This is a genomic window from Pseudomonas sp. B21-019 (assembly GCF_024749225.1).
Taxonomy (GTDB): Bacteria; Pseudomonadota; Gammaproteobacteria; order Pseudomonadales; family Pseudomonadaceae; genus Aquipseudomonas.
Map to the genome: position 1 here is coordinate 562,663 of NZ_CP087193.1, position 25,315 is coordinate 587,977.

The 25,315-nt window shown below is 60.5% G+C and carries 24 protein-coding genes; 14 read left to right on the forward strand and 10 right to left on the reverse strand.

All coding sequences use genetic code 11. The features are described from left to right. The first annotated feature begins 156 nt into the window (after window positions 1-156). Window positions 157-870, forward strand: coding sequence for a membrane integrity-associated transporter subunit PqiC (locus LOY36_RS02450; protein WP_019650709.1), 714 nt, complete (start codon window positions 157-159; stop codon window positions 868-870). Between the two features lie 283 nt (window positions 871-1,153). On the opposite strand, the gene LOY36_RS02455 is transcribed toward LOY36_RS02450, so the two are convergent. After that, window positions 1,154-2,683, reverse strand: coding sequence for an AhpA/YtjB family protein (locus tag LOY36_RS02455; protein WP_258672177.1), 1,530 nt, complete (start codon window positions 2,681-2,683; stop codon window positions 1,154-1,156). 134 nt (window positions 2,684-2,817) lie between these two features. Here LOY36_RS02455 and serB point away from each other — a divergent pair, with 134 nt between their 5' ends. After that, window positions 2,818-4,032 carry a phosphoserine phosphatase SerB gene (gene serB, locus LOY36_RS02460; RefSeq protein ID WP_007939616.1) on the forward strand — a complete coding sequence of 405 codons (1,215 nt, stop codon included), beginning with the start codon at window positions 2,818-2,820 and terminating at the stop codon, window positions 4,030-4,032. Between the two features lie 69 nt (window positions 4,033-4,101). Here serB and LOY36_RS02465 read toward each other — a convergent pair whose 3' ends face one another. The 4 genes from LOY36_RS02465 to LOY36_RS02480 form a co-directional block, all read right to left on the reverse strand. Continuing rightward, window positions 4,102-5,889 (reverse strand): molecular chaperone, encoded by a 1,788-nt coding sequence (locus LOY36_RS02465; RefSeq protein WP_258672178.1) that lies wholly within the window; start codon window positions 5,887-5,889, stop codon window positions 4,102-4,104. A 135-nt stretch (window positions 5,890-6,024) separates the two neighbouring features. Next, complete coding sequence (gene asd, locus LOY36_RS02470) at window positions 6,025-6,885, reverse strand: archaetidylserine decarboxylase (protein ID WP_007939614.1); 861 nt, start codon at window positions 6,883-6,885, stop codon at window positions 6,025-6,027. Window positions 6,886-6,903: 18 nt separating this feature from the next. After that, window positions 6,904-7,719, reverse strand: coding sequence for a thiosulfate sulfurtransferase (rhdA, locus tag LOY36_RS02475; protein ID WP_007939613.1), 816 nt, complete (start codon window positions 7,717-7,719; stop codon window positions 6,904-6,906). Window positions 7,720-7,815: 96 nt separating this feature from the next. Then, window positions 7,816-9,348 (reverse strand): HDOD domain-containing protein, encoded by a 1,533-nt coding sequence (locus LOY36_RS02480; RefSeq protein ID WP_258672179.1) that lies wholly within the window; start codon window positions 9,346-9,348, stop codon window positions 7,816-7,818. Between the two features lie 166 nt (window positions 9,349-9,514). Here LOY36_RS02480 and motA point away from each other — a divergent pair, with 166 nt between their 5' ends. From motA to LOY36_RS02500, 4 genes are all read left to right on the forward strand, one after another. Then, window positions 9,515-10,366 (forward strand): flagellar motor stator protein MotA, encoded by an 852-nt coding sequence (motA, locus tag LOY36_RS02485; RefSeq protein WP_018928515.1) that lies wholly within the window; start codon window positions 9,515-9,517, stop codon window positions 10,364-10,366. 3 nt (window positions 10,367-10,369) lie between these two features. Beyond that, window positions 10,370-11,395 (forward strand): flagellar motor protein MotB, encoded by a 1,026-nt coding sequence (gene motB / locus LOY36_RS02490; protein WP_258672180.1) that lies wholly within the window; start codon window positions 10,370-10,372, stop codon window positions 11,393-11,395. 513 nt (window positions 11,396-11,908) lie between these two features. Next, a complete protein-coding gene (locus LOY36_RS02495) occupies window positions 11,909-12,409 on the forward strand; it encodes a type VI secretion system amidase effector protein Tae4 (protein ID WP_258672181.1) in 501 nt (166 codons plus the stop codon). Next, on the forward strand, window positions 12,409-12,864 hold the full coding sequence (locus tag LOY36_RS02500; protein ID WP_258672182.1) for a type VI secretion system amidase immunity protein Tai4: 456 nt from the start codon (window positions 12,409-12,411) through the stop codon (window positions 12,862-12,864). The genes LOY36_RS02495 and LOY36_RS02500 overlap by 1 nt, the downstream gene beginning before the upstream one ends. 48 nt (window positions 12,865-12,912) lie before the next feature. Here the strand turns inward: LOY36_RS02500 and LOY36_RS02505 are convergent, their stop codons facing one another. The 4 genes from LOY36_RS02505 to rsgA all read right to left on the reverse strand — a co-directional run bounded on the left by LOY36_RS02505 (window position 12,913) and on the right by rsgA (window position 16,024). Continuing rightward, a complete protein-coding gene (locus LOY36_RS02505; RefSeq protein WP_258672184.1) occupies window positions 12,913-13,398 on the reverse strand; it encodes a toll/interleukin-1 receptor domain-containing protein in 486 nt (161 codons plus the stop codon). Beyond that, entirely contained in the window at window positions 13,398-14,357 is a 960-nt protein-coding gene (locus tag LOY36_RS02510; protein WP_258672187.1) for a caspase family protein, read from the reverse strand. Before LOY36_RS02510 ends, LOY36_RS02505 begins: the two co-directional genes overlap by 1 nt. Window positions 14,358-14,359: 2 nt before the next feature. After that, on the reverse strand, window positions 14,360-14,767 hold the full coding sequence (locus LOY36_RS02515; RefSeq protein WP_258672190.1) for a TIR domain-containing protein: 408 nt from the start codon (window positions 14,765-14,767) through the stop codon (window positions 14,360-14,362). Window positions 14,768-14,992: 225 nt separating this feature from the next. Beyond that, window positions 14,993-16,024 carry a small ribosomal subunit biogenesis GTPase RsgA gene (gene rsgA, locus LOY36_RS02520; protein ID WP_018928510.1) on the reverse strand — a complete coding sequence of 344 codons (1,032 nt, stop codon included), beginning with the start codon at window positions 16,022-16,024 and terminating at the stop codon, window positions 14,993-14,995. A 108-nt stretch (window positions 16,025-16,132) separates the two neighbouring features. Between rsgA and orn the strand changes: the two genes are divergently transcribed. Continuing rightward, window positions 16,133-16,675: an oligoribonuclease gene (gene orn / locus LOY36_RS02525; RefSeq protein ID WP_019582197.1), complete on the forward strand. Its 543-nt coding sequence runs from the start codon at window positions 16,133-16,135 to the stop codon at window positions 16,673-16,675. Between the two features lie 182 nt (window positions 16,676-16,857). After that, on the forward strand, window positions 16,858-17,469 hold the full coding sequence (locus LOY36_RS02530) for a trimeric intracellular cation channel family protein (RefSeq protein WP_019650696.1): 612 nt from the start codon (window positions 16,858-16,860) through the stop codon (window positions 17,467-17,469). A gap of 89 nt (window positions 17,470-17,558) precedes the next feature. Here LOY36_RS02530 and queG read toward each other — a convergent pair whose 3' ends face one another. After that, entirely contained in the window at window positions 17,559-18,623 is a 1,065-nt protein-coding gene (gene queG, locus LOY36_RS02535; protein WP_258672191.1) for a tRNA epoxyqueuosine(34) reductase QueG, read from the reverse strand. 63 nt (window positions 18,624-18,686) lie between these two features. Between queG and LOY36_RS02540 the strand changes: the two genes are divergently transcribed. From LOY36_RS02540 to hfq, 6 genes are all read left to right on the forward strand, one after another. Next, window positions 18,687-20,186 (forward strand): NAD(P)H-hydrate dehydratase, encoded by a 1,500-nt coding sequence (locus LOY36_RS02540; protein ID WP_258672192.1) that lies wholly within the window; start codon window positions 18,687-18,689, stop codon window positions 20,184-20,186. Continuing rightward, window positions 20,174-20,644, forward strand: a complete 471-nt coding sequence (gene tsaE, locus LOY36_RS02545) for a tRNA (adenosine(37)-N6)-threonylcarbamoyltransferase complex ATPase subunit type 1 TsaE (protein WP_258672193.1) — start codon at window positions 20,174-20,176, stop codon at window positions 20,642-20,644. The genes LOY36_RS02540 and tsaE overlap by 13 nt, the downstream gene beginning before the upstream one ends. Continuing rightward, entirely contained in the window at window positions 20,645-22,075 is a 1,431-nt protein-coding gene (locus tag LOY36_RS02550; protein ID WP_019582199.1) for an N-acetylmuramoyl-L-alanine amidase, read from the forward strand. Beyond that, window positions 22,072-23,982: a DNA mismatch repair endonuclease MutL gene (mutL, locus tag LOY36_RS02555; RefSeq protein WP_408981102.1), complete on the forward strand. Its 1,911-nt coding sequence runs from the start codon at window positions 22,072-22,074 to the stop codon at window positions 23,980-23,982. The genes LOY36_RS02550 and mutL overlap by 4 nt, the downstream gene beginning before the upstream one ends. Further along, window positions 23,982-24,953 (forward strand): tRNA (adenosine(37)-N6)-dimethylallyltransferase MiaA, encoded by a 972-nt coding sequence (miaA, locus tag LOY36_RS02560; protein ID WP_019582201.1) that lies wholly within the window; start codon window positions 23,982-23,984, stop codon window positions 24,951-24,953. Before mutL ends, miaA begins: the two co-directional genes overlap by 1 nt. Window positions 24,954-25,047: 94 nt before the next feature. After that, window positions 25,048-25,308 carry an RNA chaperone Hfq gene (hfq, locus tag LOY36_RS02565; RefSeq protein WP_007902656.1) on the forward strand — a complete coding sequence of 87 codons (261 nt, stop codon included), beginning with the start codon at window positions 25,048-25,050 and terminating at the stop codon, window positions 25,306-25,308. Window positions 25,309-25,315: the final 7 nt, after the last annotated feature.

Sequence of the window (25,315 nt, forward strand, 5' to 3'; positions counted from 1 at the left end):
TACGATTTGACGCGTAGATCGACGCTTTGGCGCTGGAGTCGGAACGCATATTCACGGATGATATGGCCTTTCAAGCGCCGGCGTGGCCGAGCGTTCTTCATATTTTTTGAGTATTTTCACTGTGGTGAGCCTTGTGGCAGCCACCTGGATGGGACGATGACTGCTCTGCGCCTTCCTTTTATTTTGATGCTCGCTGGCGTTCTTGGCCTGGCGGGTTGCAGCGTGCACCAGCCGGTGTCGCTGTATCAGCTGGACAGCGGAAGTCCGGCTCAGCCTGCGCAAAGCGCGGGCATGGCGGTATTGTTGGGCCCGGTAACGGTTGCTGATTACCTGCAACGCGAAACCTTGTTGCAGCGTCAGCCGGATGGCAGCCTTCAAGCATCGGCCGACGGTCGTTGGGCGGGCAGCCTGTCGTCGGACATCGATCAGCTGTTGCTGCGTCAGGTCGCTGGTCATCTGGACAGCCAACGCGTTGTCCTGGCACCTGCGACAGTGGGCTTCACGCCGGACGTTCAGGTTCTGCTGACCATCACCCGTCTGGACTCGGGTGTGTCGCAACCGGCGATCCTGGACGCGCAATGGCGCCTGATCGATCGTCGTGGTCAGGTGCGTGATAACCGTATCATTCATCTGCAAGAGCAGCACGCCGGCGGTACGGCGTCTCAGGTTCAGGCCCAGGGTGTGTTGCTGCAGCGTCTGGCCGAGCAACTGTCGACAGCGCTCAAGCCGCTGGCCAACCAGCCGCCGATCGCTGAAGCACCGCGCAAACCGGCTGCCAAGCCTGTGGCACCGGCAGCAGAGCCGGAGAAACAGCCAAAGATCCCGATGGCCTCGCCGATTCGTACGGATATGGAAGTGTTCAGGTTCTGAGCCTGGATTGATCCAAAGCAAAGCCCGCCATCGTGCGGGCTTTGTTGTTTTTGCGGGTTGGTCGTAGCAGCTGCCGAGCCTGCGAGGCTGCGTTCGAGGACGAAGTCCTCGCAGAGCCTGTTGGCGCGTTTTGCCTGACCGTACCCATCGCCTGATTTTACGACTGCTGTGCAGCCGAACGCAGCCTCGCAGGCTCGGCAGCTGCTACAAGAGTTAAGGGGGCAACAAAAAGCCCGCAAACGATCAATCGTCTGCGGGCCTCTTTGCAGCGGGGGGGCAAGATTTACGCCCGGCGTTCGTGCATCCGCGCCAGTTGCCGCTCCAGCATCGATGGATAAGGCTCCATCAGGCGTTCTACGCAGCACGCACCCTCAGGGCTTGCAATCGGGCGGATCCGTGCACGCTGGCGAATTAGCGCGTCGTCGCTGATCTTGCGCTCCACCAGCAGCAGGTTGCGGCTGTGTTGCGACAGGGCCAGTGCATCCTGAGCGGTTTCGGTCAACAGCAGGTCGATCTGGCTCAAGCCGAACAGTTCGTCGCCCAGTGTCAGGCCCAACTGCAATTGCAGGGTGATGCCGCTGTCGGCGACTTCGATCTGCAATTGATGGCCCAGGGCGCGCAGCAACTCACCACAGCAGATGGCGTTGGTCAGGTAGTCATCGCCGCTGTCTTCGGTGTGGAACAGCATCAGCGTGCTGCCATCGTTCAGGGTGTGCAGTTCGCTCTGGTAGAGCGACGCCGCCTGATCGAGGCAATCGCGGTAGCGCTTGAGCAGCTCTTCCAGACGTGCGCGGGGCAGGCGACGCAGTTGATCCTGTGCACCCAGTTGCACCGCCAGTACCGCGCTGTGTTGAGGTACGTTCGATACCTGCGGCTTTGCGACGGATTTCGGCGCGCTGTCTGTCGAGTCGTCACGCAGATCGGCAAACGGATCTTCGTCGTCATCGTCGTCTTCGACCGTGCTGACAATGCGTCGCGGCGCAGGCTTGAGACCTGCCACCGGTCGGGTTTCATCGAAGCTCGGATCACGCAGGTTGCGCACTTCGAAGGCCGGATCGGTCTCTTCGTCGTCATCGCTGTCGTTGAACTCGGGCTCCGGAACAGGCTCCGGTTCGGCCGGCTCCGGCGCGAAATTGGCGTGCAGCTGACGAGCGAGATCGCCGACTTCATCCTGACGCTCGGTGGCCGGGGTGTATTCGTCGATATTGCGCAGCCACACCCGCAATTGCAGCAGCGGCGTGGAGATATTGCGGCCCAGGCGCAGGCTCAAGGCCAGGGACAGCGCCAGCAGAATCGCGCTCAGAATGCCCATGCTTTGCAGGCTGATGGTCATCGGCTGCTGGAACTGATCCATGTCCAGGCTGATGCGCAGTTGCCCGGCGGTCACGTCCTGGAAGGTGATCTTGCTCTGGTACATGCCTTCGGCTTCGCCCAGCAGGCCGTGCTTGGGACGCTGACCGGCTTCGGCGAGGATGCGGTTATCCACGCTGTAGATGGCAGCGTGGGCCACCAGCTTGTTCTTGGTCAGGTTGTTGAGCAGCACATTCAGGCTGAGGATGTCGTTGGACACCAGCAGCTCCGTGGCCGACGTAGCCGTCTGGGTGGTCAGGCTTTCGCCCAGGGCATCCGCCTGCTCGTGCATGGCCTGCTTGAACTGCAAACCCATCACACAGGCATAGATCACCAGGGCCAGAGCGACCAGGATCACGTTATGGCTGGCAATGCGTAATGCGATCGGCACACGGCGATGACGCAGTGCCCGGAAGATCAGCAGAAAGAAGTTATCGGTTTTTACTGGCGTGGGCCGGTTCACTTGAGCTCGGCTCTTTGTCCGTGAAGTTGACGCGCAGTATAGCGACAGGCCCTAGGCCGTCAAAGCGCTCGCGGTGCCCGATGGTCACTGAAAATGGGTAGAATGCGGTTTTTTTCCACCTGCGGGGGTGCGCCTTGCGCGAAATCGTCCTGATAAACATCACGGGAGTCGACCGTCCGGGTCTGACTGCGGCCATAACCGGCGTTCTGGCCCAGGGTGGTGTGAACATTCTCGACATCGGTCAGGCGGTGATCCACGACACCCTGTCGTTCGGCATCCTGGTTGAAATTCCTGACACCGAGCAAGGCAACTCGGTGCTCAAAGACATCCTGTTCAAAGGCTATGAGCTTGAGCAACAAGTGCGTTTCACGCCGGTGTCCGAAGAGGATTACCAGCAGTGGGTCGGCAACCAGGGCAAGAAACGCCACATCGTCACCCTGTTGACCCGCAAAGTGACCGCCGAGCAATTGCAGCGTGTGAGTTCGATCACCGCCAAATATGGCCTGAACATCGACCATATCGATCGCCTTTCCGGGCGCATGCCGCTGGACACCCCGGCCGACAAGGGCAAGGGTTGCATCGAGTTTTCCGTGCGTGGCGAAGCGGCTGACCCGCAAGCGCTGCGGGCTGAATTCCTCAGCGTTGCGCAAGAGCTGAACGTCGACATCGCCTTCCAGGAAGATTCGCTGTTCCGCCGTAACCGTCGTCTGGCGGTGTTCGACATGGACTCGACGCTGATTGAAGCCGAGGTCATCGACGAACTGGCCAAGGCCGCCGGCGTTGGCGACCAGGTGTCCGCGATTACTGAGCGGGCGATGGCCGGCGAGTTGGACTTCCGCGCCAGCTTCAAGGAACGCCTGGCCTTGCTGCAAGGGCTGGACGTCAGCGTGCTGGACTCCATCGGTGCTTCCCTGCGCCTGACCGAAGGCGCCGAAACCCTGTTCGCCGAACTCAAGCGCCTGGGCTACAAGACCGCGATTCTGTCGGGCGGCTTCACCTACTTCGCCAAGCAACTGCAGGCCAAGCTGGGCATCGACTATGTGTTCGCCAACGAACTGGAAGTGGTCGACGGCAAGGTCACCGGCGTGGCGGTCGAGCCGATTGTCGATGCGCAACGCAAGGCGGATTTGCTGCGTGAGCTGGCGCATAAAGAAGGTTTGCGTCTGGAGCAGACGATTGCCGTCGGTGACGGTGCCAACGACCTGCCGATGCTGGCGATTGCCGGGCTGGGCGTAGCGTTCCGCGCCAAACCATTGGTCAAGCAATCGGCGAAGCAGGCAATTTCCACCCTTGGGCTGGATGGCGTGCTGTATCTGCTGGGCTTCCGGGATCGCGACGGGCAGCTCTGAGTTTTCGACCGTCCGGGCGAGCCCCATCGCGAGCGTGCTCGCGATGGGGGCACCTTCTGGGACTCGCCGTTATAGCGACTTCCACAACGAATCAAACTCTTGCGCTACCCCGACCACGCCGCCTTCCGCGGCGTTTTCGTTTCTGGCTACCTCCAGCGAACGGTAGGCAAACTGATTGAAGCTGTTGGTGCTCGTCATCCGTCTCTCCAGCTCGGCCGGGCGTTCCTGGCCATTGGTGTTGATCAACACCTTATTACCTTCCTGGAACGGCAGGCGCGGCGTGAGCAGGGTGGCCGGGAGGTCGATGGCACTGATAGCGGGCAGTAACAGCCCGCGCAAGTACTGGCTGTGTTCGTCGCCGGAGCGAATCAGTTGCAGGCCGCAGGGTTCGGCGTAAGGCGCAACGTGTTCGATACCCATCTGCGTGCCGCCGCCCCGTACCTGGCGGATCCAGCGCACCACGGCAACGCTCCAGCCTTGACCGGCCGTATCCTCGATGCCGACCATTTCGCCAGCCTGCAGTTCGGCAGGCACTGCGCCGGGCCAGGCCAGGCAATAACCGCCAGGGCTGTGATTGATCACCGGTAGCGCGTAGGTCGGGAAATGCTGTTGGCCGGACGCCTCGTGGTTGTCATGTTTCTGAAGGTGTGGATATTCGATCTCTTCGTAGGGCAGCAGCGTGTCTGCCGTGCCATGGGGGGCGGCGTCGAAGGCCTGTTTCCATTGGTCCTTGGCGCGTCCTGCCGGCTCGGCTGCCGAGAACTGCGCGGGACGGGCGCCGGTTTTTTTCAGGATGTCGTTGAACGGGCGTTTGCCACCGAGATAAAAGTGCAGGGCGCTCATGCCCACGCACAGGGTCAATGTGCCGTGGCCGACGGTGCGCTGGAAACCGCGCTCGGAGGCCTGGCCCCAGGCGGCATACAGGTGTTGCAGCGTATCCAGATTCAGCCCTGTCGGAACCGGCAGCGGCGATGCCTTGTCGGCTGATTGTTGCAGATGGGTTTCGATGGCGGCGACCAGGGGCTGCGGGTCGATCCCCAACAAGCGCTCCTGTTGTTCGGCAGGGAATTTGACGCGATAACGCGGGCCGCTGTCGAGGTCCGGGGCGACGGCAAACAGCCCGTTGTCCGGTTTGAAGGGTTGCAGCTTGATCCATTGGCTCCAGGGTTCCAGCACCTCGGCGAGCCGGGCGATCTGGTTCTGGCGCAGTTGATTGCAGCGTGAAGCACCCAGCAGGAGGGCGACGACGTAGGTCTGCTCGATGCTCAGGCTTTGCGTCTGGCTGGCCAGTTCATCGCGCACGCTCTGATGTTGCAGCTGATGTTCGCAGCCGATCCGGTACAGCTGATGCAGTTCCAGCCACAGCCCTTCGGGCGCCGGGCAATAGAGCTCAGTGGCGCGGATCAACGTACCATTCAGGCAATGGACGGCCCGTTGCAATGCCTGGGTCAGCAGCGGCGCACGGTCTTTACTGAAACGCGGTGCAATGCGGACGACGATCTGCTTGTAACCGATCGCCAAGTGGCTCTGCAGCGCCTGGCAAAGGTTGGCAATCTTGCGCGAACGCTCGTCGAGCACAATGGCCTGGTGCAGAAAATGCCGCTCCAGGTGCTTGCAGACGTAATACACCTCGGGCCGCAGCAATTCGAGCAATTGCAGGCGATTGTCGCTGGGTGTGAGCAGCTGGTTGAGTTCATTCAAGCCTTGATACAACTGGCGAGCGGTTTCGCCGATGTTGGCTTTGGGCAGGTTGGCGATCCAGCGCTTGAGGTCGCGTGGCGTGGCTTCGCAGAAAGACAGGCGCGACTGCATCGGGATCGGTGCGCGTAGCAGCAGGGCAGGATTGGTCTCATTCATGCCGTGGACAAACTCCGACCGGGAAATGGGCAACGAATGACTTTGACTGTAGCAGCTATGAACGCTGGAGGAGGGGGCGCAGCGGGAGGAAATGTCCGATCCCACGAAAGGCGTTCGTGGGATCGGATCGAGGGATCAGGCGGTTGGCAGGCCGATGCCCTGGCCCATCTGCACCGGCGAAAGAGCGCCCAGCCCTTCAGCCCATTTCACTTGATCCGGCCCGAACAGCACGACCGCCGTAGAACCGAGCTTGAAACGACCCAGTTCCGCACCTTTTTCCAAGTGAATCGGCGCACGGGCCGCTTCATCGTAGCGGAAGGTTTTCAGCTCGCGTTTTGGCGGTGTGACCAAGCCAGCCCAAACGGTTTCGATCGACGCCACAATCATCGCACCCACCAACACCACGGCCATCGGGCCGCGCTCGGTGTCGAAAATGCACGCTACACGCTCGTTGCGGGCGAACAGTTCCGGAACGTTTTCAGCGGTGGTCTGGTTGACCGAGAAGATGCGGCCGGGGATGTAGACCATCTCGCGCAGGGTACCGGCCAGCGGCATGTGCACACGGTGGTAGTCTTTCGGCGACAGATAAATGGTGGCGAAATCGCCGCCCATGAAGGGCGCTGCGTTGGCCGCGTCGCCACCCAGCAGTTCCAGCACGCTGAAGCTGTGGCCCTTGGCCTGGAAAACGCGACCGTGTTCGATCGGACCGAGCTGGCTGACGGCGCCGTCGGCCGGGCTGAGGATCGCGCCAGGCGTTTGATCCAGCGGGCGAGCACCGTCCTTCAAGGCGCGGGTGAAGAACGCATTGAAGTGCTCGTAAGCGGTCAGGTCTTCGACTAGCGCCTGGGACATGTCCACTTGATAACGCTTGGCGAACCAGGCGGTAAAGGCGTTCTTGAACCAGCGCACACGGCATTCGGCAATGCAGCCGGCCAGTCGCGAGAGCAAGTGATGGGGCAGCAGGTATTGGCTGAGGATAAACAAACGCTTATTCATTAACTGTCCTTGAAAAACTTAAATCTCTACGGGCGTGTCGGGGTGGTTGCCCCATTCGCCCCAGGAGCCGGCGTAGCCTTTGACCCGCGGATAACCGAGCGCCTTGGCCACCAGATAGGTGAAGCCAGAACGATGGTGTGTCTGGCAGTGGGTAATGACTTCTTTGTCTTTGGTAATGCCGAGTTGTTCCAGGATTTTCGGCATGTCGGTGCGGATACGCAGGTTGCGCGCCTGATCCATGCCGGCGGTCCATTCGAAATTGACCGCGCCGGGGATGTGCCCGCCCTTGGCCGCCAGCACTTTCTCGCCGGAGTATTCCAGCGGGCCACGTGCGTCCCAGATCGCCAGGTCAGCGGCGCCGAGGCGGCTTTGCAGGTATTCGCGGGTGGCGACAGGTTCGTCGTGCAGGGTCAGGGCGACCGGGCCGCCGACTGCCGGCGGGATCTGGATTGACATGGGCAAGCCTTCTGCCAGCCAGGCCGGCAGGCCGCCGTCGACATAGTGATACTTGCTGTGGCCGATGACATCCAGCAGCCAGATAAAGCGCCCGGCCCAACCGCCGCCTTCATCGTCATAGACGACATAGACCGCATCAGGGTTGTGCCCCAGTTCGCCGAACAATGCTTCAAGCGCGGCGTGGGTCGGCAGCAGGCCCGGCGCAGGCGCCTGGCCCAGCTGAGTGCGTTTTGGATCGACAAAGCGTGCACCGGGGATATGCCCTTCGGCATAGCGGGCGCTGCTGGTCAGGTCCACCAGAATCAGTTCGCGGGAGTCGAGACGCGGGAGCAGGTCGCTCGGCTCGATCACCAGCGCCAAGCCAGAGAAGTCAGACATGTGAGGTCTCCAGAGCACAAAGGGGAGGATTGTAGCGCAGCGTCATGAGGGCCTGTTATCAGTTATTTTGGGGCAGGAAATAACGGTAAACAGGCCCTAGCGGTGGCTAAAGCTGTGCAGGGCCTTTTCGATGCATTGTGCGGTTTTGCCGAAGGCTTGCACGGTGATTTCCGAGAACGGTCCGCCGCCCTGATCCGCCACCACGATCATGATCACCCGGCCGTTGTTGACCAGTGAGCGCAGCAGCAGGTGTTCGCCGCTGAACTGTGAGCGCAGGCTGGCTGGCAGCAGGGCCGAGAATTGTGCGTTGTTGGCCGGCGTCAGGCGCACCTGGGCCTGTTGCGCGAGCAGGCGTTGCAGCACGGTGCTCTGGCTGACCACCAGGTTCAAACCGGCCACTTCCTTGGGTAGCCCGGCGGTCTGGTGCACGCGCAAATTGGCGTGCGTGCGGTCGGCCATCAGAATCATCACCCGGCGCATGCCACACGCCACCAGGGCATCCAGGGCCGATGTGGTCAAGTGCATGGCATTGGTAAAACGGCTCGGCTCCACCAGCAATTCGGCACATTGCTTGCGCCACTTCGCCAGGTCTTCGGCGGTCGGCGCCGGGGCGGGCAACAACCCGGCATGCACGCGGTGCGCACCCGGTGGCCAGATCAGCGATTCGGCCGGGTGCCAGAGGTCCGGCATGGCGTGTTGACGAGCGCTGTTGGCGGCCTGCTGGTGCAATTGTTGCTGCACCTCATCCATCGGCATTTGCAGGTAAAGGCTGGTCAGGTACTGCCAGCGCTCGCAATGGGGGCTATCCCAGGCCTGTTGTGCCGCCAGCGCCAGACCGTTGGCCAGCAGCACGGTATTGGCGGGCTGATTGAGCCAGCGGCGCAACGTCGGGTCGTCATCCAGGCGGTTCTGTTGGCGCAACGGGTGATCGCTGTCACGTGCGATGCGCAGGACTTTCACCAGCTCACGTTGTTCGCTGCGCAGCAGCCGATAACCTTGCTGTACCCAGATCGGCAGGCGCCAGACGTCCACCAGCGCCAGACAGATTTCCAGCAGGCGCACGCCGAACAATTGCTTTTCGACTTTGCGTGCCGACTCGCCTTTATGGATGACCCGCAACTCCCACTCTTCAAGCAACTGCGGATGGGTCAGCGCCATGGGCCAGAGTGGCGAGAGAAACAGCAGGCTGCCCCAGTGGATGTCCTGCCACAGTCGCGCCAGGCGACTGGCAAAAAAACCGTTGGCCTGTTGAGTGGCGTGTTGGCTGATCAGTTGGAGCTGGCGCAGGGCGACGGGGATTTGCAATTGGGGTTCGGCAGGCAGGCGGTCGAGCAGTTCTTCGGTGCGTTTCAAACCGAGGCGATTGATCGCCACCTCAAGGTTTTCAGCAGGCTCGGTCATGCTGCCATGGGTGTGACGGTTGGCTTCGCGAATCACGCTCAAGGCCAGGGCCGGGCTTTCCTGCATCAGGTCGGCGATGTCGCGCAGCGAGCTGCGGTTATCGCGGATGGCTTTGCAGACCCGGTCGTGGCTGGCTTGCGGAACCGGCAGGCGTACGCCATCGAGAAGCTTGACCCAGCTTTCAAGCGTGGTTGGTTTTGGCGTTGGGACGTTCGTTTCGTTAGCCATGTCTGGACGCGATCATCGTCTGCTTTACCTATGCCCTGAACGGGTCAAATTAGCTTTTCGCCTTAACTGGCTATAGTCTGGCGCAGTTTTGCCGATAAGTAGAAGAAGAGATTTTTTAACTTCCGAATATGACCTTGAACCCGACTCAGTAAGTGCTCTCCTACCTATGGCTAAAATTATCGGCATCATCGTCGTATTCGCGAGCGTGCTCGGCGGATACGTGCTTTCCCACGGCAAGATTGCCGCTCTCATCCAGCCTTTCGAGGTGATGATTATCGGTGGCGCGGCCCTTGGCGCCTTCCTGCAGGCCAACCCCGGCCACATGACAATGCACGTGCTCAAGAAGTCCTTGGGCATGTTCAGTTCGCGTTTCAACCACACCTTCTACCTGGAAGTGCTGGGGCTGATTTACGAGATCCTCAACAAGAGCCGTCGCGAAGGCATGATGGCGATCGAAGGCGACATCGAAGATGCCGCCGCGAGCCCGATCTTCGCCAAGTACCCGGCGGTGCTCAAAGACGAACGCATGACCGCGTTCATCTGCGATTACCTGCGCATCATGTCCTCCGGCAACATGGCTCCCCATGAGCTGGAAGGCCTGTTCGACATGGAACTCTACAGCCTCAAGGAAGACCTCGAGCACCCGTCCCACGCGGTGAACGGCATCGCCGACGCCATGCCCGGTTTCGGTATCGTCGCGGCGGTATTGGGGATCGTGGTGACCATGGCATCCCTGGGCGAAGGCGACCAGAAGTCCATCGGTCTGCACGTGGGGGCGGCACTGGTCGGTACCTTCTTCGGTATTCTCGCGGCCTACGGTTTCTTTGGCCCGCTGGCCCACTCCCTGGCTCACGATGCCAAGGAAGAACTGAATACCTACGAAGCCATCAAGGCCTCGCTGGTGGCTTCGGCTTCCGGGATGCCGCCGTCGCTGGCGGTGGAGTTCGGTCGCAAGGTTCTGTACCCGGCGCACCGTCCTAGCTTCGCTGAGCTGGAACAAGCGGTTCGCGGTCGTTAAGTCATGGAAAATAACCAGCCGATAATCATCAAGCGCGTCAAGCGCATCGCCGGCGGACATCACGGGGGCGCCTGGAAAATCGCCTTCGCGGACTTCGCGACGGCGATGATGGCGTTCTTCCTGGTGTTGTGGCTGCTGTCCACCGCGACGCCTGAACAGAAGATCGCCATCGCCGGTTACTTCAAGGACCCGGTCGGGTTTTCCGAAAGCGGTACGCCGTACATCATCGACCTGGGCGGCACGCCGACCCTGGCGCCGGAGAACACCCTCAACCCGGAGGTGAAATCTCAGCCGCAGCCAGACAAGGTGACCATCGACGCCGAGCAGGTTGAAGGCATGGCCGAGCAGGTCGAGAAGGAACGCCTGGAGTTGTTGCTGCAAGAGTTGCAGAACAAGGTCAATGAAAACCCGCAATTGCAGAAATTCAAGGATCAGATCCTCTTCGAGATCACCCAGGACGGTTTGCGCATCCAGATCATGGACGCCGAAAACCGCCCGATGTTCGACTCCGGCAGTGCGCGCCTGAAGCCGTACTTCGAAGATATTCTGCTGGCCATGGCCGACACCATCAAAGCGGTGCCGAACAAGATCAGCATCAGCGGCCACACCGATGCCAAGCCGTACTCGGGCACCGGCGATTTCGGCAACTGGGAACTCTCGGCCAACCGCGCCAACGCGGCTCGTCGCGCATTGGTCGCCGGCAGCTACCCAGACTCACAGGTGGCGCGCGTCGTGGGTTATGCCTCATCGGCACTGTTCGATCGGGAGAACCCGTTCAACCCGGTCAACCGCCGGATCGACATCGTGGTGCTGACCAAGAAAGCCCAGCGAGCCATCGAAGGCGAACAAGGTGCCGAACCGGCGCCAGCGCCGACGCAAGGGCAGGGTGGTCCGGGCGAAGTGCCTGCGCCGCCAGCCGATCCGAACGCATTGCCGGCGGACAAAGAACCGCTGCCGGCACACGAACTTCGTGAACGTTTGAATCTGTTTGATAATCCTGCGCCGAAGCCGGCAGCGCCAGCCAAGTAGTGACCCACAAAAAAGCCGCGAATGATCGCGGCTTTTTTGTCTCTGCTGCTTCGTCCTGAATAAGGTTTACACCTTCTGGCTTCTTATCAGGAAGTCGTTATGGATAATCAATCCTTGCCACAGCTGCAACAGCGAAACCGCTGGAGTGGATGCCGCTAATCATTTTCGTGACGTCACGAAAATGATCGAGATCGGCAAAGGCGGGCAGCGTTTTTCGCACGGTATCACTAGCGCTGATAGCGTGCGTAGATCCTGTTATTTGGCCGTTAATAGGGGCACCGCATCATCTGCCTGTGCGTCGTAACTTCAGGGCAACACACCTTCATGACACCGTCGTTCAGGGCTATGGCAGCCGTCTGCTCAGATGTACACCGTTCGGTCCCAGCACGCTGGTCGTAACGCCAAGGGCCGGAAGCATGAGGTGCTGTTGAGCGGCGCGTGTCACCATCGTCACCTCAAGTATGAAGGATTAAACTGCTGCGATTTTCTGCTTCCCAACATCAAGGATGAAACATGATTCGACCCTCATTTTCTAGCGCGTGGGCGGCTTCTCAACGGATTTACGACACCCTCAATCCATCTGAAAAAGTTGCGACAGTCATCGGCGGCAATGTTGCAATGAACATCAAAAGCCGTGATCCGGCCCTAAGGTGGGTCAACACGTGCGCAGTACGCATGAGTTATATCCTCAATTACTCCGGCTCACTCATACCACGAATAGTTGGCGAAACCGTGTCTGGCGCTGACAAGCGCTGGTACTTTTATCGCGTCAAAAGCCTGATTGCCTATCTGGAACAGCAATGGGGAAGTGCCGAGACGGTCAGATACCCGGCCGCAAACGGCGGCACCCTGGCGGGCCGGAAGGGACTTATTTTGTTTGAAGTTTCTGGCTGGTCGGATGCTCAAGGGCATGCCACATTGTTTGACGGCAGAATGTGTTACGACCACTGCTATTTCAATGAGCCGGGTGTGAATTATCAAACCGACCGCGCGAACTTCTGGAGTTTGTCGTGATGAAATATTTGACTGCGGTTTTGGCACTGGCTTGGGCGGCCGCACCTTCCAACAGTTGGGCCAAGGATGATCCGACCAACTCCCCACAGGCAGGCGGGCGCACCTACGCGCAAAATTACAAGGATATGGTGCTGGCGGACTGCATCGCTACAGCCTACAAGAGCGAACCTGAAGCCGCCCAGGATGCCGGAAGCAGTGCCAGTGCGCTTATGGATTGGACCTATTTCGATCTGGAGCAAGCACCTCAAGCTGGTAGATCTCTGGTTGACCAGTTTCTGGCTCGTGATTATCACAATCCACTGGTCGAATCAGAGCGAAAAGGTGTTCGTTTTGAGCTGCTCAAATGCCTGGACCTGTATCACAGCAAAGAGTTGGACAGCCAGGTCAGGCAACTGGTCATCAATCCCCAGCACACCTATCGTCAGGACAACCCGCCACGGCCCAAAAAGGATTGAACTGCGAAATACAAGAAAGCCGCGATCATCGCGGCTTTTTCACACCTGTCAGTAACCCCGTCGGATGCGGTTTTTGAGCTGGTCGTGGAACACCTCGGCATTGCGTCTGTAGGTGCCGTAAAGGGATTCGCTGATCGAATCCAGCGTCATGGAGCGCTTGGTCGCCACTTCTTCACGGTAGGCATCAATGAAAAAATCCAGATCCTTGTCAGTGCTGAGCTTTGGCCATTTATCGAGGTACAGCGGCAGTTCCGCCGGTTCGGTCTTGAATGAGCAAATCCGTCGGTTGCTGATGGTCGCTTCGCCGATTTCGAACGGTACCCACCACGAGAGCGCAGTCTTGTCAGAGACCACCGCCATCAGATGCGTGCATGCGGTTATGTTGCGGGTGATGACCCCGGTGATGTCGTCGGTGGTCTGTGATTCCGGATCCAGCACGTCGAAGTAGGTCTTGATGTTGGCCTGTATCAGACGGCTGTTGATGGCGATCGCGTGGGGGCGATCCACGTGACGGTAGCTGATGAATACGGGCATCAGAAATGTCCTTTGAGGGCGAGTTCGCGGTAATAGGCGCCGAGTGCCGTGAGGCAGCAACCGGTGGAGTTGATGGCCGCGTAGTACATGTGTTCGGCGTCCACCGGTTCGATCAGGCTGTGGCGGTTGCACTTTTGCAGTTGCTTGAAGACGTCGCCGTGCTCCGGATCGAACGTCGTTTCCGTGGGCTCGTAGCTGGGATCGAGGGGGAACACGGACTCTGCTTCGGCGAACCAGTCGGGCAGTTTGCGCAGGATCTCCTTGGGGATCAGTGGCGACACTTCGCGCAGGGAAATGAACTGCGACACGTTGGTCTTGAACACCGGACGCTGCTCCCAGGCGTCGAGGGCGTTGTCGACAAACGAATAGAGGCTGCCGGGGGTGATCTTGCCGAGGATGTTCGCCGCGCCGCCGTGCAGGGCCTGGAGCAATAACCCGGTGAACACGCCGTGTTGCGCACCCTCCATGGCCGGCTCTTCCTTTTTGCAGGCGGTAAGAATCGTCATGCCTTCGCCGACCATGCTGCTTTCGCTGCGCAACGCGCGCACCTGGCCAGCCGAGCCGCTCTGGCAACAGTCGAGAATGATCACTTTGTTTTTGATCTTGGTGGCTTTGGTCGCCCAGTTGAGGATGTCGCTGATGCGAATTCCGTCCTTGGCGTTTTTGTAGTCCTGCGGGATCAGCATGCCTTCGTCGGTATCGGCGTCAAAGCCGCCATGCCCGGCGAAGTACAACAGCGCGACATTGCAGTCACCGGAAAACAGCTCGCGGATCTGGTCTTCGAGTTTTTCCCGGCTCAGGTAATCCTCGGCGGAGGTCAGCACGATGTTCTTGAAGTTCGGATCGCCGTTGGCGTCGGTTTTAAGCACGGAAGCCATGGCGATGGCGTCATTGCTGCAGCCGCTCAAGCGCGAAACATGGGTGTAGTCGTTGATACCGATAAACAGTCCCTTGCGCATGATCACACCGCCGTATGCAGGCGAATCGCATTGACGATGCTCTTGGTGTTCCACGCGCATTCGGCGTGTGCGGCCTCGCGCACTACGTTGGAAATCCGCTCGGCTCCGAACGGTTTGATCGCGATGATCACTTTGCCCATGCGTTTGGCGATCTCGATTTCCTTGTTGATCCACTTGCTGTAGGTCGAATACATCCCGGCCATGATCAGCACTGCCGAGCAGGGACGAATCTTGTTTTCGATGGCTTCTTCGAGCTGCTTGTCGGTGCGGGCGCCCATGATCGGGTTGTGCGGTGGTACTGAGAAGTTCTTGAAACTGAAGTCCGGCTGTGCGCCCAGCAGGCGGACCAGATTGTCGTGGGCGTCTGAATAGTTCCACGAGTGGCTGATGAACAAATGATAGGTTTGCATGGCTGTCCCTCGGTATCGCTAATGTGCGAAGAGGGCTTGAATGTATGCAGTTGAATGGCTGGAACAAGGCCTTCACGGTTAAAGAGAAGTGCCCTTCAAACAGGCGTGCGGACGCCCTACAGAAATATCTGATGTTTAAGTCGACGGGGTGTTTTGTAGGTTGTTTTGTAGGTAGTTACGAGCGGCCAGCCGTCCGATTAATGTCGGGGCGGCCGGCGCGTCGGTTTAATAGCTGTTTTCAGGCAAGCTGGCGATGATCGACCGGTAGCTGTTCATTCGCTGCTGCTGCACGCGGCCGTCTTCCAGGGCCTTGAGCAAGGCGCAGCCCGGCTCGCGGTCGTGTTTGCAGTCGCGGAAGCGGCAGGTGCCGAGCAGGTCGTTGAACTCGATGAAGCCGGCTTCGACGTCGGCACGGCTGACGTGACCCAGGCCGAACTCGCGGATACCCGGGGAGTCAATCAACTCACCGCCACCGGGGAAGTGGAACAACCGCGCGGTGGTGGTGGTGTGGGTGCCCTGGCCCGACAGCTCGGACAGCGGGCCGACGCGGGTTTCGACTTCTGGCAGCAAGCTGTTGACCAGCGACGACTTGCCGACGCCGGACTGGCCGACGAACACACTGATGTGCCCATCCAACAGTTTTTGAAGTTGCTCCATGCCGTTGCCGTGGTGCGCCGACACTTCCAGCACCGGGTAACCCAGCGTGCGGTAAACCGCCAGCAAGGCATTCAGCGCCGGAGCGTTCTGCTCGTCGATCAGGTCGAATTTGTTCAGCAGCAGCAACGGCCGGATACCGGCGTGTTCGGCGGCGACCAGATAGCGGTCGATCAGGTTGGCGTGAGGCTCGGGCAGCGGGGCGAAGACGATGACGATCATATCGACGTTGGCCGCCACCGGCTTGAGCTGGCCACGGCTGTCCGGACGGCAGAGTTCGGTTTTGCGCGGCAGTTGCGCCACGATCACACCGATGCCCTGGTTGCCGGCACGCCATACGACCTGATCGCCGGTCACCAGCGCCGGCAGGTTGGCGCGCAAGTGGCAGCGGAATACCTGGCCGGCCAATTCGCCATCGAGGGCCTCGACTTCGACCTGTACACCGAAGTGCGCGATCACCAGGCCCGTCTGTTCCGGACCCAGGTCGCCACCTTCGAGTGCCTCGACAGCCGAGGACTCGCGTTTGGCGGCGCGGGCAGCGCGCTCGCCCTGAATCTTTTCGATGCGCCAGTTTTGACGACGATTGAGTTGGCGTTTGGCCATGGGTGTTCCGTATCGAGAATGCAGCGATTAGGTAAAACGGCCGCGAGTTTAGCACGCCCGGCCACCGGCCTAGGCTAAACTGCGCACCATTGCCTAGGAGCCGACACAATGCAAAACCCGCAGAACCTGATCTGGATCGACCTGGAAATGACCGGGCTGAACCCTGATACCGACGTCATCATCGAGATGGCCACCATCGTCACCGACAGTAATTTGAACACCTTGGCTGAAGGTCCGGTGATCGCCATCCATCACAGCGACGAGATCCTCGCCGGCATGGACGAGTGGAATACCCGTCAACACGGCGGCTCCGGACTGACCCAACGGGTTCGCGACAGCCGCATCAGCATGGCCGAAGCGGAAGCCGAGACCATCGCCTTCCTGGAGAAATGGGTGCCGAAGGGCAAGTCGCCGATCTGTGGCAACAGCATCTGCCAGGACCGTCGCTTCCTTTATACCCACATGAAGTCGCTGGAAAGCTATTTCCACTACCGCAACCTCGACGTGTCGACCCTCAAGGAGTTGGCCGCGCGTTGGGCACCGGATGTGCGCGACAGCTTCAAAAAAGGCAGCACTCACCTGGCCCTGGACGACATCCGCGAATCGATCGCCGAGCTGCAGCACTACCGCAAGAATTTCATCAAGTTCTGATTGCGCACCACAGTCCGCCCCTGTAGGAGCTGCCGAAGGCTGCGATCTTTTGATCTTGAAAAACAGAATCAAAAGATCGCAGCCTTCGGCAGCTCCTACGGGGGGCGTTGTGTTGTTGCTGCCCTCTTTTGGTGCCGTCCCTAAATGGCTAGACTGCGCGCCTTCTTGTAAGGACCGCCACCATGTTGCTGATGCTCTACCTGATCGCCATTACTGCCGAAGCCATGACTGGCGCCCTGTCTGCGGGCCGTCGCGGCATGGACTGGTTTGGCGTGGTGCTGATTGCGTGTGTCACGGCGCTGGGTGGCGGTTCGGTGCGCGACGTGCTGCTTGGCCATTACCCGCTGACCTGGGTCAAACACCCGGAATACCTGGTGCTGACGTCGATCGCAGCGATGTTCACGGTCTTCGCGGCGCGCTGGATGCGTCATCTGCGCTCGCTGTTTCTGGTGCTCGACGCCGTGGGCCTGGTGGCGTTCACCCTGATCGGCTGCATGACCGCCCTGGAAATGGGCCACGGCATGCTGGTGGCCTCGGTCAGCGGCGTGATCACCGGGGTATTCGGTGGCATTCTGCGGGACATCTTCTGCAACGACATCCCGCTGATTTTCCGCCGCGAACTCTACGCCAGCGTCTCGTTTGCCGCGGCATGGTGCTATTTATTCTGTATCTATCTGCAATTGCCGGGTGAACAGGCGATCCTGATCACGCTATTCGGCGGCTTCCTGCTGCGCTTGCTGGCGATCCGTTTCCATTGGGAAATGCCCAAGTTCGTTTATAACGATGAAGCCTGACCCCGCGATCCCTGTGTAGGAGCTGCCGCAGGCTGCGATCTTTTGACTTTGATTTTTTAAGATCAAAAGATCGCAGCCTGCGGCAGCTCCTACGCGAGCCCGTGTTGTTTCAGCGCCCATTCGACGTGTTCACGCACCAGTTCCGACGGATAGTCCCGCCGGGCCTTCAGCGCTTCCAGCACCGGAATGCTCGACGGCGCATTGCCCAGGCCGACCGCCAGATTGCGCAACCAACGCTCGTAACCGGCCCGGCGCAGCGGTGAACCTTCGGTGCTGCTGAGGAATTTTTCTTCGTCCCACATGAACAGTTCGGCCAGTTCGGCGTTGTCCAGGTTGTGCCGGGGTTTGAAGTCGCTTTCCCCGGAGGGCCGGGCGAAGCGGTTCCACGGGCAGACAATCTGGCAGTCATCGCAACCGAACACCCGATTGCCGATCAGCGGTCGTAAATCTTCAGGAATCGCGCTTTTCAGTTCGATGGTCAGGTACGAAATGCAGCGACGGGCGTCCAGCACATAGGGGCCGACGAAGGCATTGGTCGGGCAAATGTCCAGGCAGGCCGTGCAGCGACCGCAGTGCTCGGTGGCGTGGGGCGGGTCCACCGGCAGCGGCAGGTCGACGAACAGTTCGCTGAGGAAGAAGTAACTGCCGGCCTTGCGATTCAAGACCAGCGTGTTTTTGCCGATCCAGCCCAGGCCAGCCTGTTCGGCGATGGCCTTTTCCAGCACCGGGGCGCTGTCGACGAAGGCGCGGTAGCCGAACGGGCCGATCACTGCCTGGATTTTTTCCGCCAGTTGTTGCACGCGTTTACGAATTAATTTGTGGTAATCACGGCCCAAGGCATAGCGCGAGACGTAGGCTTTTTCTGGTTGGGCCAGCCGTTGCGCCATGTGCGTGTCGCCCGGCAGGTAGTCCATGCGCAGGGAAACCACGCGCAGGGTGCCCGGCACCAGTTCTTCCGGGTGCGAGCGTTTGCTGCCATGGGCGCCCATGTAATCCATTTCGCCGTGATAGCCAGCGGCGAGCCAGCGCTCCAGGTGCTGCTCATGCTCGGCCAGGTCGAGGCCGCTGATGCCGACTTGCTGAAAGCCCAGCTCGCGGCCCCAGTCCTTGATGGATTGGGCGAGGGCGGGCAGGTCTGTGGTAATAGCGGGCATGAGGCGAGAGAAACCGGAGCTGAGATGCGTATAATTCTGCCAGACATCGGAGCCTGAAGACGCATGCCGCACACTAAAGATGAATTACCCGACGCGCTGTATAGCGCCGCGCAAGTCCGAGGGCTCGATGCGAGCGTGATCGCGGCCGGTACACCGGGCTTCGAATTGATGCAGCGTGCGGCGCGGGCGACCTGGCGTGCGCTGGTCCGCCATTGGCCGACCGGGCACGAACTGAGTGTGGTGGCCGGCCACGGCAATAACGCGGGCGACGGTTATCTGGTGGCCGTGCTGGCCCGACGTGCCGGCTGGCATGTGCGGGTGCTGGCCGCCGGCGACCCCGGGCGTTTGCAGGGCGATGCCGCGTCGGCCCATGCCGAGGCGGTGGCCGAAGGCGTGGCCATTCAAGGCTGGACCCCGCACTCCGAGTTGCGCGGCATTGTGCTGGATGCCTTGCTCGGCACCGGCCTGACCGGTGAAGTACGCGAGCCGTTCGCCAGCGTCATCGCCGCGATCAATGCCAGTGGGCTCCCGGTTGCGGCGGTGGATATCCCCTCGGGGCTGTGCGCCGATACGGGGCGCCAGCTCGGCATTGCGGTTCGAGCAGACCTGACGGTGACGTTCATCGGTTTGAAGGTGGGGCTGTTTACCGGTGACGCGGCGGATGTGGTGGGCGATTTGGTATTCAACGATCTGCACGTCGCCCCCGAGACATTTATTGGGGCCGAGATCAGTGCGCGTCGCCTGACGGCCGGTAATGTGCCGCGTCTGACCGGCCGCGCTCCAACTGCCCACAAAGGCAAATTTGGTCACGTATTGCTCGTTGGTGGTGATCGCGGTTTTGGCGGCGCCATCCTGCTTAGCGCACAAAGTGCCCTGCGCAGCGGTGCCGGCATGGTGTCCGTGGCCACGCGCAGTGAGCACGTTCCGGCCGCCCTGGCGCGTTTGCCGGAAGCCATGGTGCTCGGCACGTCGTCGGCCAATCAATTGATGGGCCTGCTGGAGAAGGCCACGGTGCTGGTGGTCGGCCCGGGTCTGGGGCAGGCCGCCTGGGGGCGCAGTCTGTTGTCGGCCGCGGCCAACGCGTCGCAGCCACAAGTCTGGGATGCCGATGCATTGAACCTGTTGGCCGAAGGTGGCGTGAGCTTGCCCGCAGGTAGTGTCATCACGCCGCATCCGGGCGAAGCGGCACGATTGCTGGGGATATCGACAGCCGCCGTGCAGGCTGACCGCCCGGCCGCGGCCCATGCGTTGAGCAAAAAATATACAGCGGTGGTAGTGCTCAAGGGCGCTGGCAGTCTGATTGCCAGCCCCGATGGGCGTCTGGCGCTGTGTCATCAGGGCCATCCGGCCATGGCGTCGGCCGGGTTGGGTGATGTGCTGGCCGGTCTGGTGGGCGCCTTACTCGCTCAGGGCCTGGACGCGTATGACGCGGCCTGCCTGGCGGTCTGGCTGCACGCCAATGCCGGCGAGCAACAAGGTAAATTCGGCCGCGGGCTGGCGGCCAGTGATCTGATTCCAGCCATTCGTCAGTTGTTGGAGGAGCAAGCACCGTGTCTGAAGTAACCCTGTACCTGGCCGATGAACAGGCCATGAGCGATTTTGGCGCACGTATCGCCAAAACCACCGAAGGGCACGGTCTGATCTTTCTTGAAGGGGATCTGGGCGCGGGGAAAACCACGCTGTCCCGGGGCATCATCCGTGGCCTGGGGCATACCGGCGCGGTAAAAAGTCCAACCTTTACCCTGGTCGAGCCTTACGAGATCGGCGCCGTCCGCGCCTTCCATTTCGACTTATATCGATTGGTCGACCCCGAGGAGCTGGAGTACCTCGGCATCCGCGACTATTTCGATGACGACGCATTGTGTCTTATTGAATGGCCCCAGAAGGGTGCAGGCTTTTTGCCAAAGCCCGACCTGACCATTACCATTAGCCCGCAAGACAGCGGGCGTTCGCTGAGAATTTTGCCCCAAGGCTCGCGTGGCGAGTCGTGGTGTGCCGTTTTGGCATTGGAATCCAAATAAATGATGGGGTTAGGTATGCGCTTTCGCGCGTTGGTTGCTGCCGTAGGGGTGTTGTTTTTGGCGGTGACCGTCGACGCTGTGGCCGAGACGAAGGTCAACAGTGTTCGCCTTTGGCGGGCGCCGGATAACACTCGACTGGTGTTCGACCTGACGGGGCCTGTCCAGCACAGCGTCTTTACCCTGACCGCACCGGATCGGCTGGTAATCGACATCAATGGCGCGACGCTCGGCTCGCCGCTGAACGTCTCCACGGCCAATACGCCGATCACGGCAATGCGTTCGGCTCAGCGTACGCCGACCGATTTGCGGGTGGTCATCGACCTGAAAAAAGCCGTCACGCCGAAAAGCTTCACCTTGGCGCCGAACGCCCAGTACGGCAATCGCCTGGTAGTCGACCTGTTCGACAACGCGGCCGACGCCGCGCCACCGCCTGCGCCAACACCGTCTGTGGCCACGGTACCCGCCGTACCCGTCACGCCGTCCGAGCCTTCGATCAAGCTGCCACCCGCACCGGCTGGCAAGCGCGACATTATCGTGGTGATCGATGCCGGTCACGGCGGCGAAGACCCGGGCGCCTCGGGCTCTCGCGGTCAGCGTGAAAAAGACGTGGTGCTGGCCATCGCCCGTGAGTTGCAGCGTCAGGTCAATGGCATGAAAGGTTTCCGCGCCGAACTGACCCGTACCGGCGACTACTTCATTCCGTTGCGCGGCCGTACCGAAATCGCCCGCAAGAAGGGCGCCGACCTGTTCGTTTCGATCCACGCCGACGCCGCGCCTTCAGCCGCTGCGTTCGGTGCGTCGGTGTTTGCCCTGTCTGACCGCGGCGCTACGTCGGAGACCGCCCGTTGGCTGGCCGACAGCGAAAACCGTTCCGACTTGATCGGCGGTGCCGGCAACGTCAGCCTCGACGACAAGGACCGGATGCTTGCCGGCGTGCTGCTCGACCTGTCGATGACCGCTTCGCTGACTTCCAGCCTGAACGTTGGCCAGAAAGTCTTGAGCAACATCGGTCGCGTCACGCCGCTGCACAAACAGCGCGTGGAGCAAGCCGGGTTCATGGTGTTGAAGTCGCCGGACATCCCGTCGATCCTGGTGGAAACCGGGTTCATCTCCAACGCCAACGAAGCCTCGAAACTCGCGGCATCGAGCCACCAGCAGGCGCTGGCGCGCTCCATCAGCAGCGGCGTGCGGCAATTCTTCCAGCAAAACCCGCCGCCGGGCACCTACATTGCCTGGCTGCGCGATTCCGGCAAGATCGCCCAAGGCCCGCGTGACCATCGCGTCAGCCCCGGTGAAACCCTGGCGATGATCGCCGTGCGTTATCAGGTGTCTGCGGCCACCTTGCGCAGTGCCAACAACTTGCAAAGTGACGAGCTGAAGATTGGTCAGACGTTGACCATTCCAGGCACTGAACTGGCGGCCAAAGAATGAACCAGGTGCTGACCAACACGGCGCGTATCGAGCTACTCAGCCCACGGCTGGCGAACCAGATTGCCGCCGGTGAAGTGGTTGAGCGCCCGGCCTCGGTGATCAAGGAGTTGCTGGAAAACAGCCTCGACTCCGGCGCCAAACGCATCGATGTCGATGTGGAGCAGGGCGGTGTCAAGCTGCTGCGGGTGCGCGACGATGGCAGCGGCATTTCCGCCGATGACCTGCCTTTGGCCCTGGCCCGTCACGCCACCAGCAAGATTCGCAACCTGGAAGACCTCGAACAGGTTATGAGCCTGGGGTTTCGTGGTGAGGCGCTGGCATCTATCAGTTCCGTGGCGCGCCTGACCCTGACCTCCCGCACTCGCGATGCCGATCAGGCCTGGCAGGTGGAAACCGAAGGCCGGGACATGGCTCCTCGCGTGCAACCAGCGGCTCATCCGGTGGGCACTTCGGTGGAAGTGCGCGATTTGTTCTTCAATACCCCGGCGCGCCGCAAGTTTCTGAAGACCGAAAAAACCGAATTCGATCACCTGCAAGAAGTGATCAAGCGTCTGGCGCTGGCGCGGTTCGATGTGGCGTTCCATCTGCGTCACAACGGCAAAACCATCCTCAGCCTGCACGAAGCCCATGATGACGCGGCCCGCGCCCGGCGTGTGGCGGCGATCTGTGGGGCGGGCTTTCTGGAGCAGGCGCTGCCGATCGAAATCGAACGCAATGGCCTGCATTTGTGGGGTTGGGTCGGGTTGCCGACCTTCAACCGCAGCCAGGCGGATCTGCAGTATTTCTTTGTGAATGGCCGTGCCGTGCGCGACAAACTGGTAGCCCACGCAGTGCGCCAGGCGTATCGCGACGTGCTGTTCAACGGTCGGCACCCGACATTCGTGCTGTTTTTCGAAGTCGATCCGGCGGGCGTCGACGTCAACGTGCACCCTACCAAACACGAAGTGCGTTTCCGTGACGGGCGCATGGTTCACGACTTCCTTTACGGCACTTTGCACCGCGCCTTGGGCGATGTGCGGCCGGAAGACCAGTTGGCCGCGCCTGTCGCGACGGCCATGGTCCGGCCGACCGGTATCGAAGCTGGCGAGTTTGGCCCTCAAGGCGAGATGCGTTTGGCGGCCAATGCGCTGCTGGAGCAGCCTCAGGCCCAGCCGTCCTTCAATACCTCGGCGGGTACTGGCGCCGGTGCCGGTTATCAGTATCAATACACGCCGCGGCCTCAGTCCGGCGTGCCCGTCGCTGAAGCCCAGGCGGCCTATCGCGAGTTCTTCGCGCCGTTGCCCGAGGCCAACGCAGTCGCGCTGCCGGCCGGGCAGGACGACATCCCGCCGCTGGGCTACGCACTGGCGCAGCTCAAGGGCATCTACATTCTTTCGGAAAACGCCCAAGGCCTGGTGCTGGTAGACATGCATGCCGCCCATGAGCGGATCATGTACGAACGCCTGAAAGTCGCCATGGCCAGTGAGGGGTTGAGCGGTCAGCCGTTGCTGGTGCCGGAATCCCTGGCGGTCAGCCAGCGCGAAGCCGACTGCGCCGAAGAAAACGTCGCCTGGTTCCAGCGTCTGGGTTTTGAATTGCAGCGTCTTGGCCCGGAAACCCTGGCCATCCGGCAAATCCCCGCCTTGCTGAAACAGGCCGAGGCTAACCGACTGGTCAGCGACGTTCTGGCGGATTTGATGGAATACGGCACCAGCGACCGGATTCAGGCGCACCTGAACGAACTGCTCGGCACCATGGCCTGCCACGGCGCGATTCGCGCGAATCGGCGCCTGGCCTTGCCGGAAATGAACGGCCTGCTGCGGGACATGGAAAACACCGAGCGCAGCGGTCAATGCAACCATGGCCGACCGACCTGGACCCAACTGGGCCTGGACGATCTGGACAAACTGTTCTTGCGCGGTCGTTGATGAGCCAGTTCCCTCCCGCGATTTTCCTGATGGGGCCGACGGCCGCCGGCAAGACCGACCTGGCCATCGAACTCACCAAGGTCCTGCCCTGCGAGCTGATCAGTGTCGATTCGGCGCTGGTTTATCGCGGCATGGACATCGGCACCGCCAAACCCTCCAAAGAGATTCTGGCCGAATTCCCGCACCGCCTGATCGATATTCTCGATCCGGCCGAGAGTTATTCCGCCGCGGATTTCCGTCGCGATGCGTTGCAAGCCATGAGCGAGATCACCGCGCGGGGCAATATTCCGCTGCTGGTGGGCGGCACAATGCTCTATTACAAGGCTTTGCTCGAAGGTCTGGCTGACATGCCGGCGGCCGATGCGGACGTTCGTGCGCAAATCGAAGAAGAGGCTGCACGCCTTGGCTGGCAAGCCCTGCACGATCAATTGGCGGTGATTGATCCGCAATCCGCGGCGCGAATTCACCCGAACGATCCGCAGCGCCTTAGTCGTGCACTGGAAGTTTATCGCGTCAGCGGTCAGAGCATGACTGAGCTACGCTTGCGACAATCTGCGCAAAGTACTGAAGCAGCCGCTTCGGGACTGCAACAATTGCCCTATACTGTCGCGAACTTGGCCATCGCTCCGGCAAATCGCCAGGTACTGCACGAGCGCATTAAACAAAGATTCACAAATATGTTGGAACAGGGATTCGTCGACGAGGTCGTAGCCCTGCGAGATAGAGGTGACTTGCATTCCGGGTTGCCGTCTATACGTGCTGTAGGTTATCGACAAGTCTGGGATTACCTGGATGGCAAGCTGACGCAAGCCGAGATGCAGGAGCGTGGAATCATTGCCACGCGCCAATTGGCGAAGCGCCAGTTCACCTGGCTGCGTAGTTGGGCTGATTTACACTGGTTGGACAGCCTCGATTGCGACAATCTGCCGCGCGCCTTGAAATACCTCGGGACCATCTCCATATTGAGCTGAGTCCTTGCAATTGCCGTCTATCCTTGGGGGTGTGACGGCCCCAAGCCATCTGTTTACCTATTTTTTATATTGAATCCTTAAAGGAGTGCGGCACATGTCAAAAGGGCATTCGCTACAAGACCCTTACTTGAATACTTTACGTAAAGAGAAAGTGGGGGTTTCCATCTACCTGGTCAACGGGATCAAACTGCAAGGCACGATCGAGTCTTTCGACCAGTTCGTTATCCTGCTGAAAAACACCGTCAGCCAGATGGTTTACAAACACGCTATCTCTACAGTGGTGCCGGTTCGTCCAATTCGTCTGCCTAGCGCAACCGAATCCGAAGCAGGCGACGCTGAGCCAGGTAACGCCTGATAGGAGT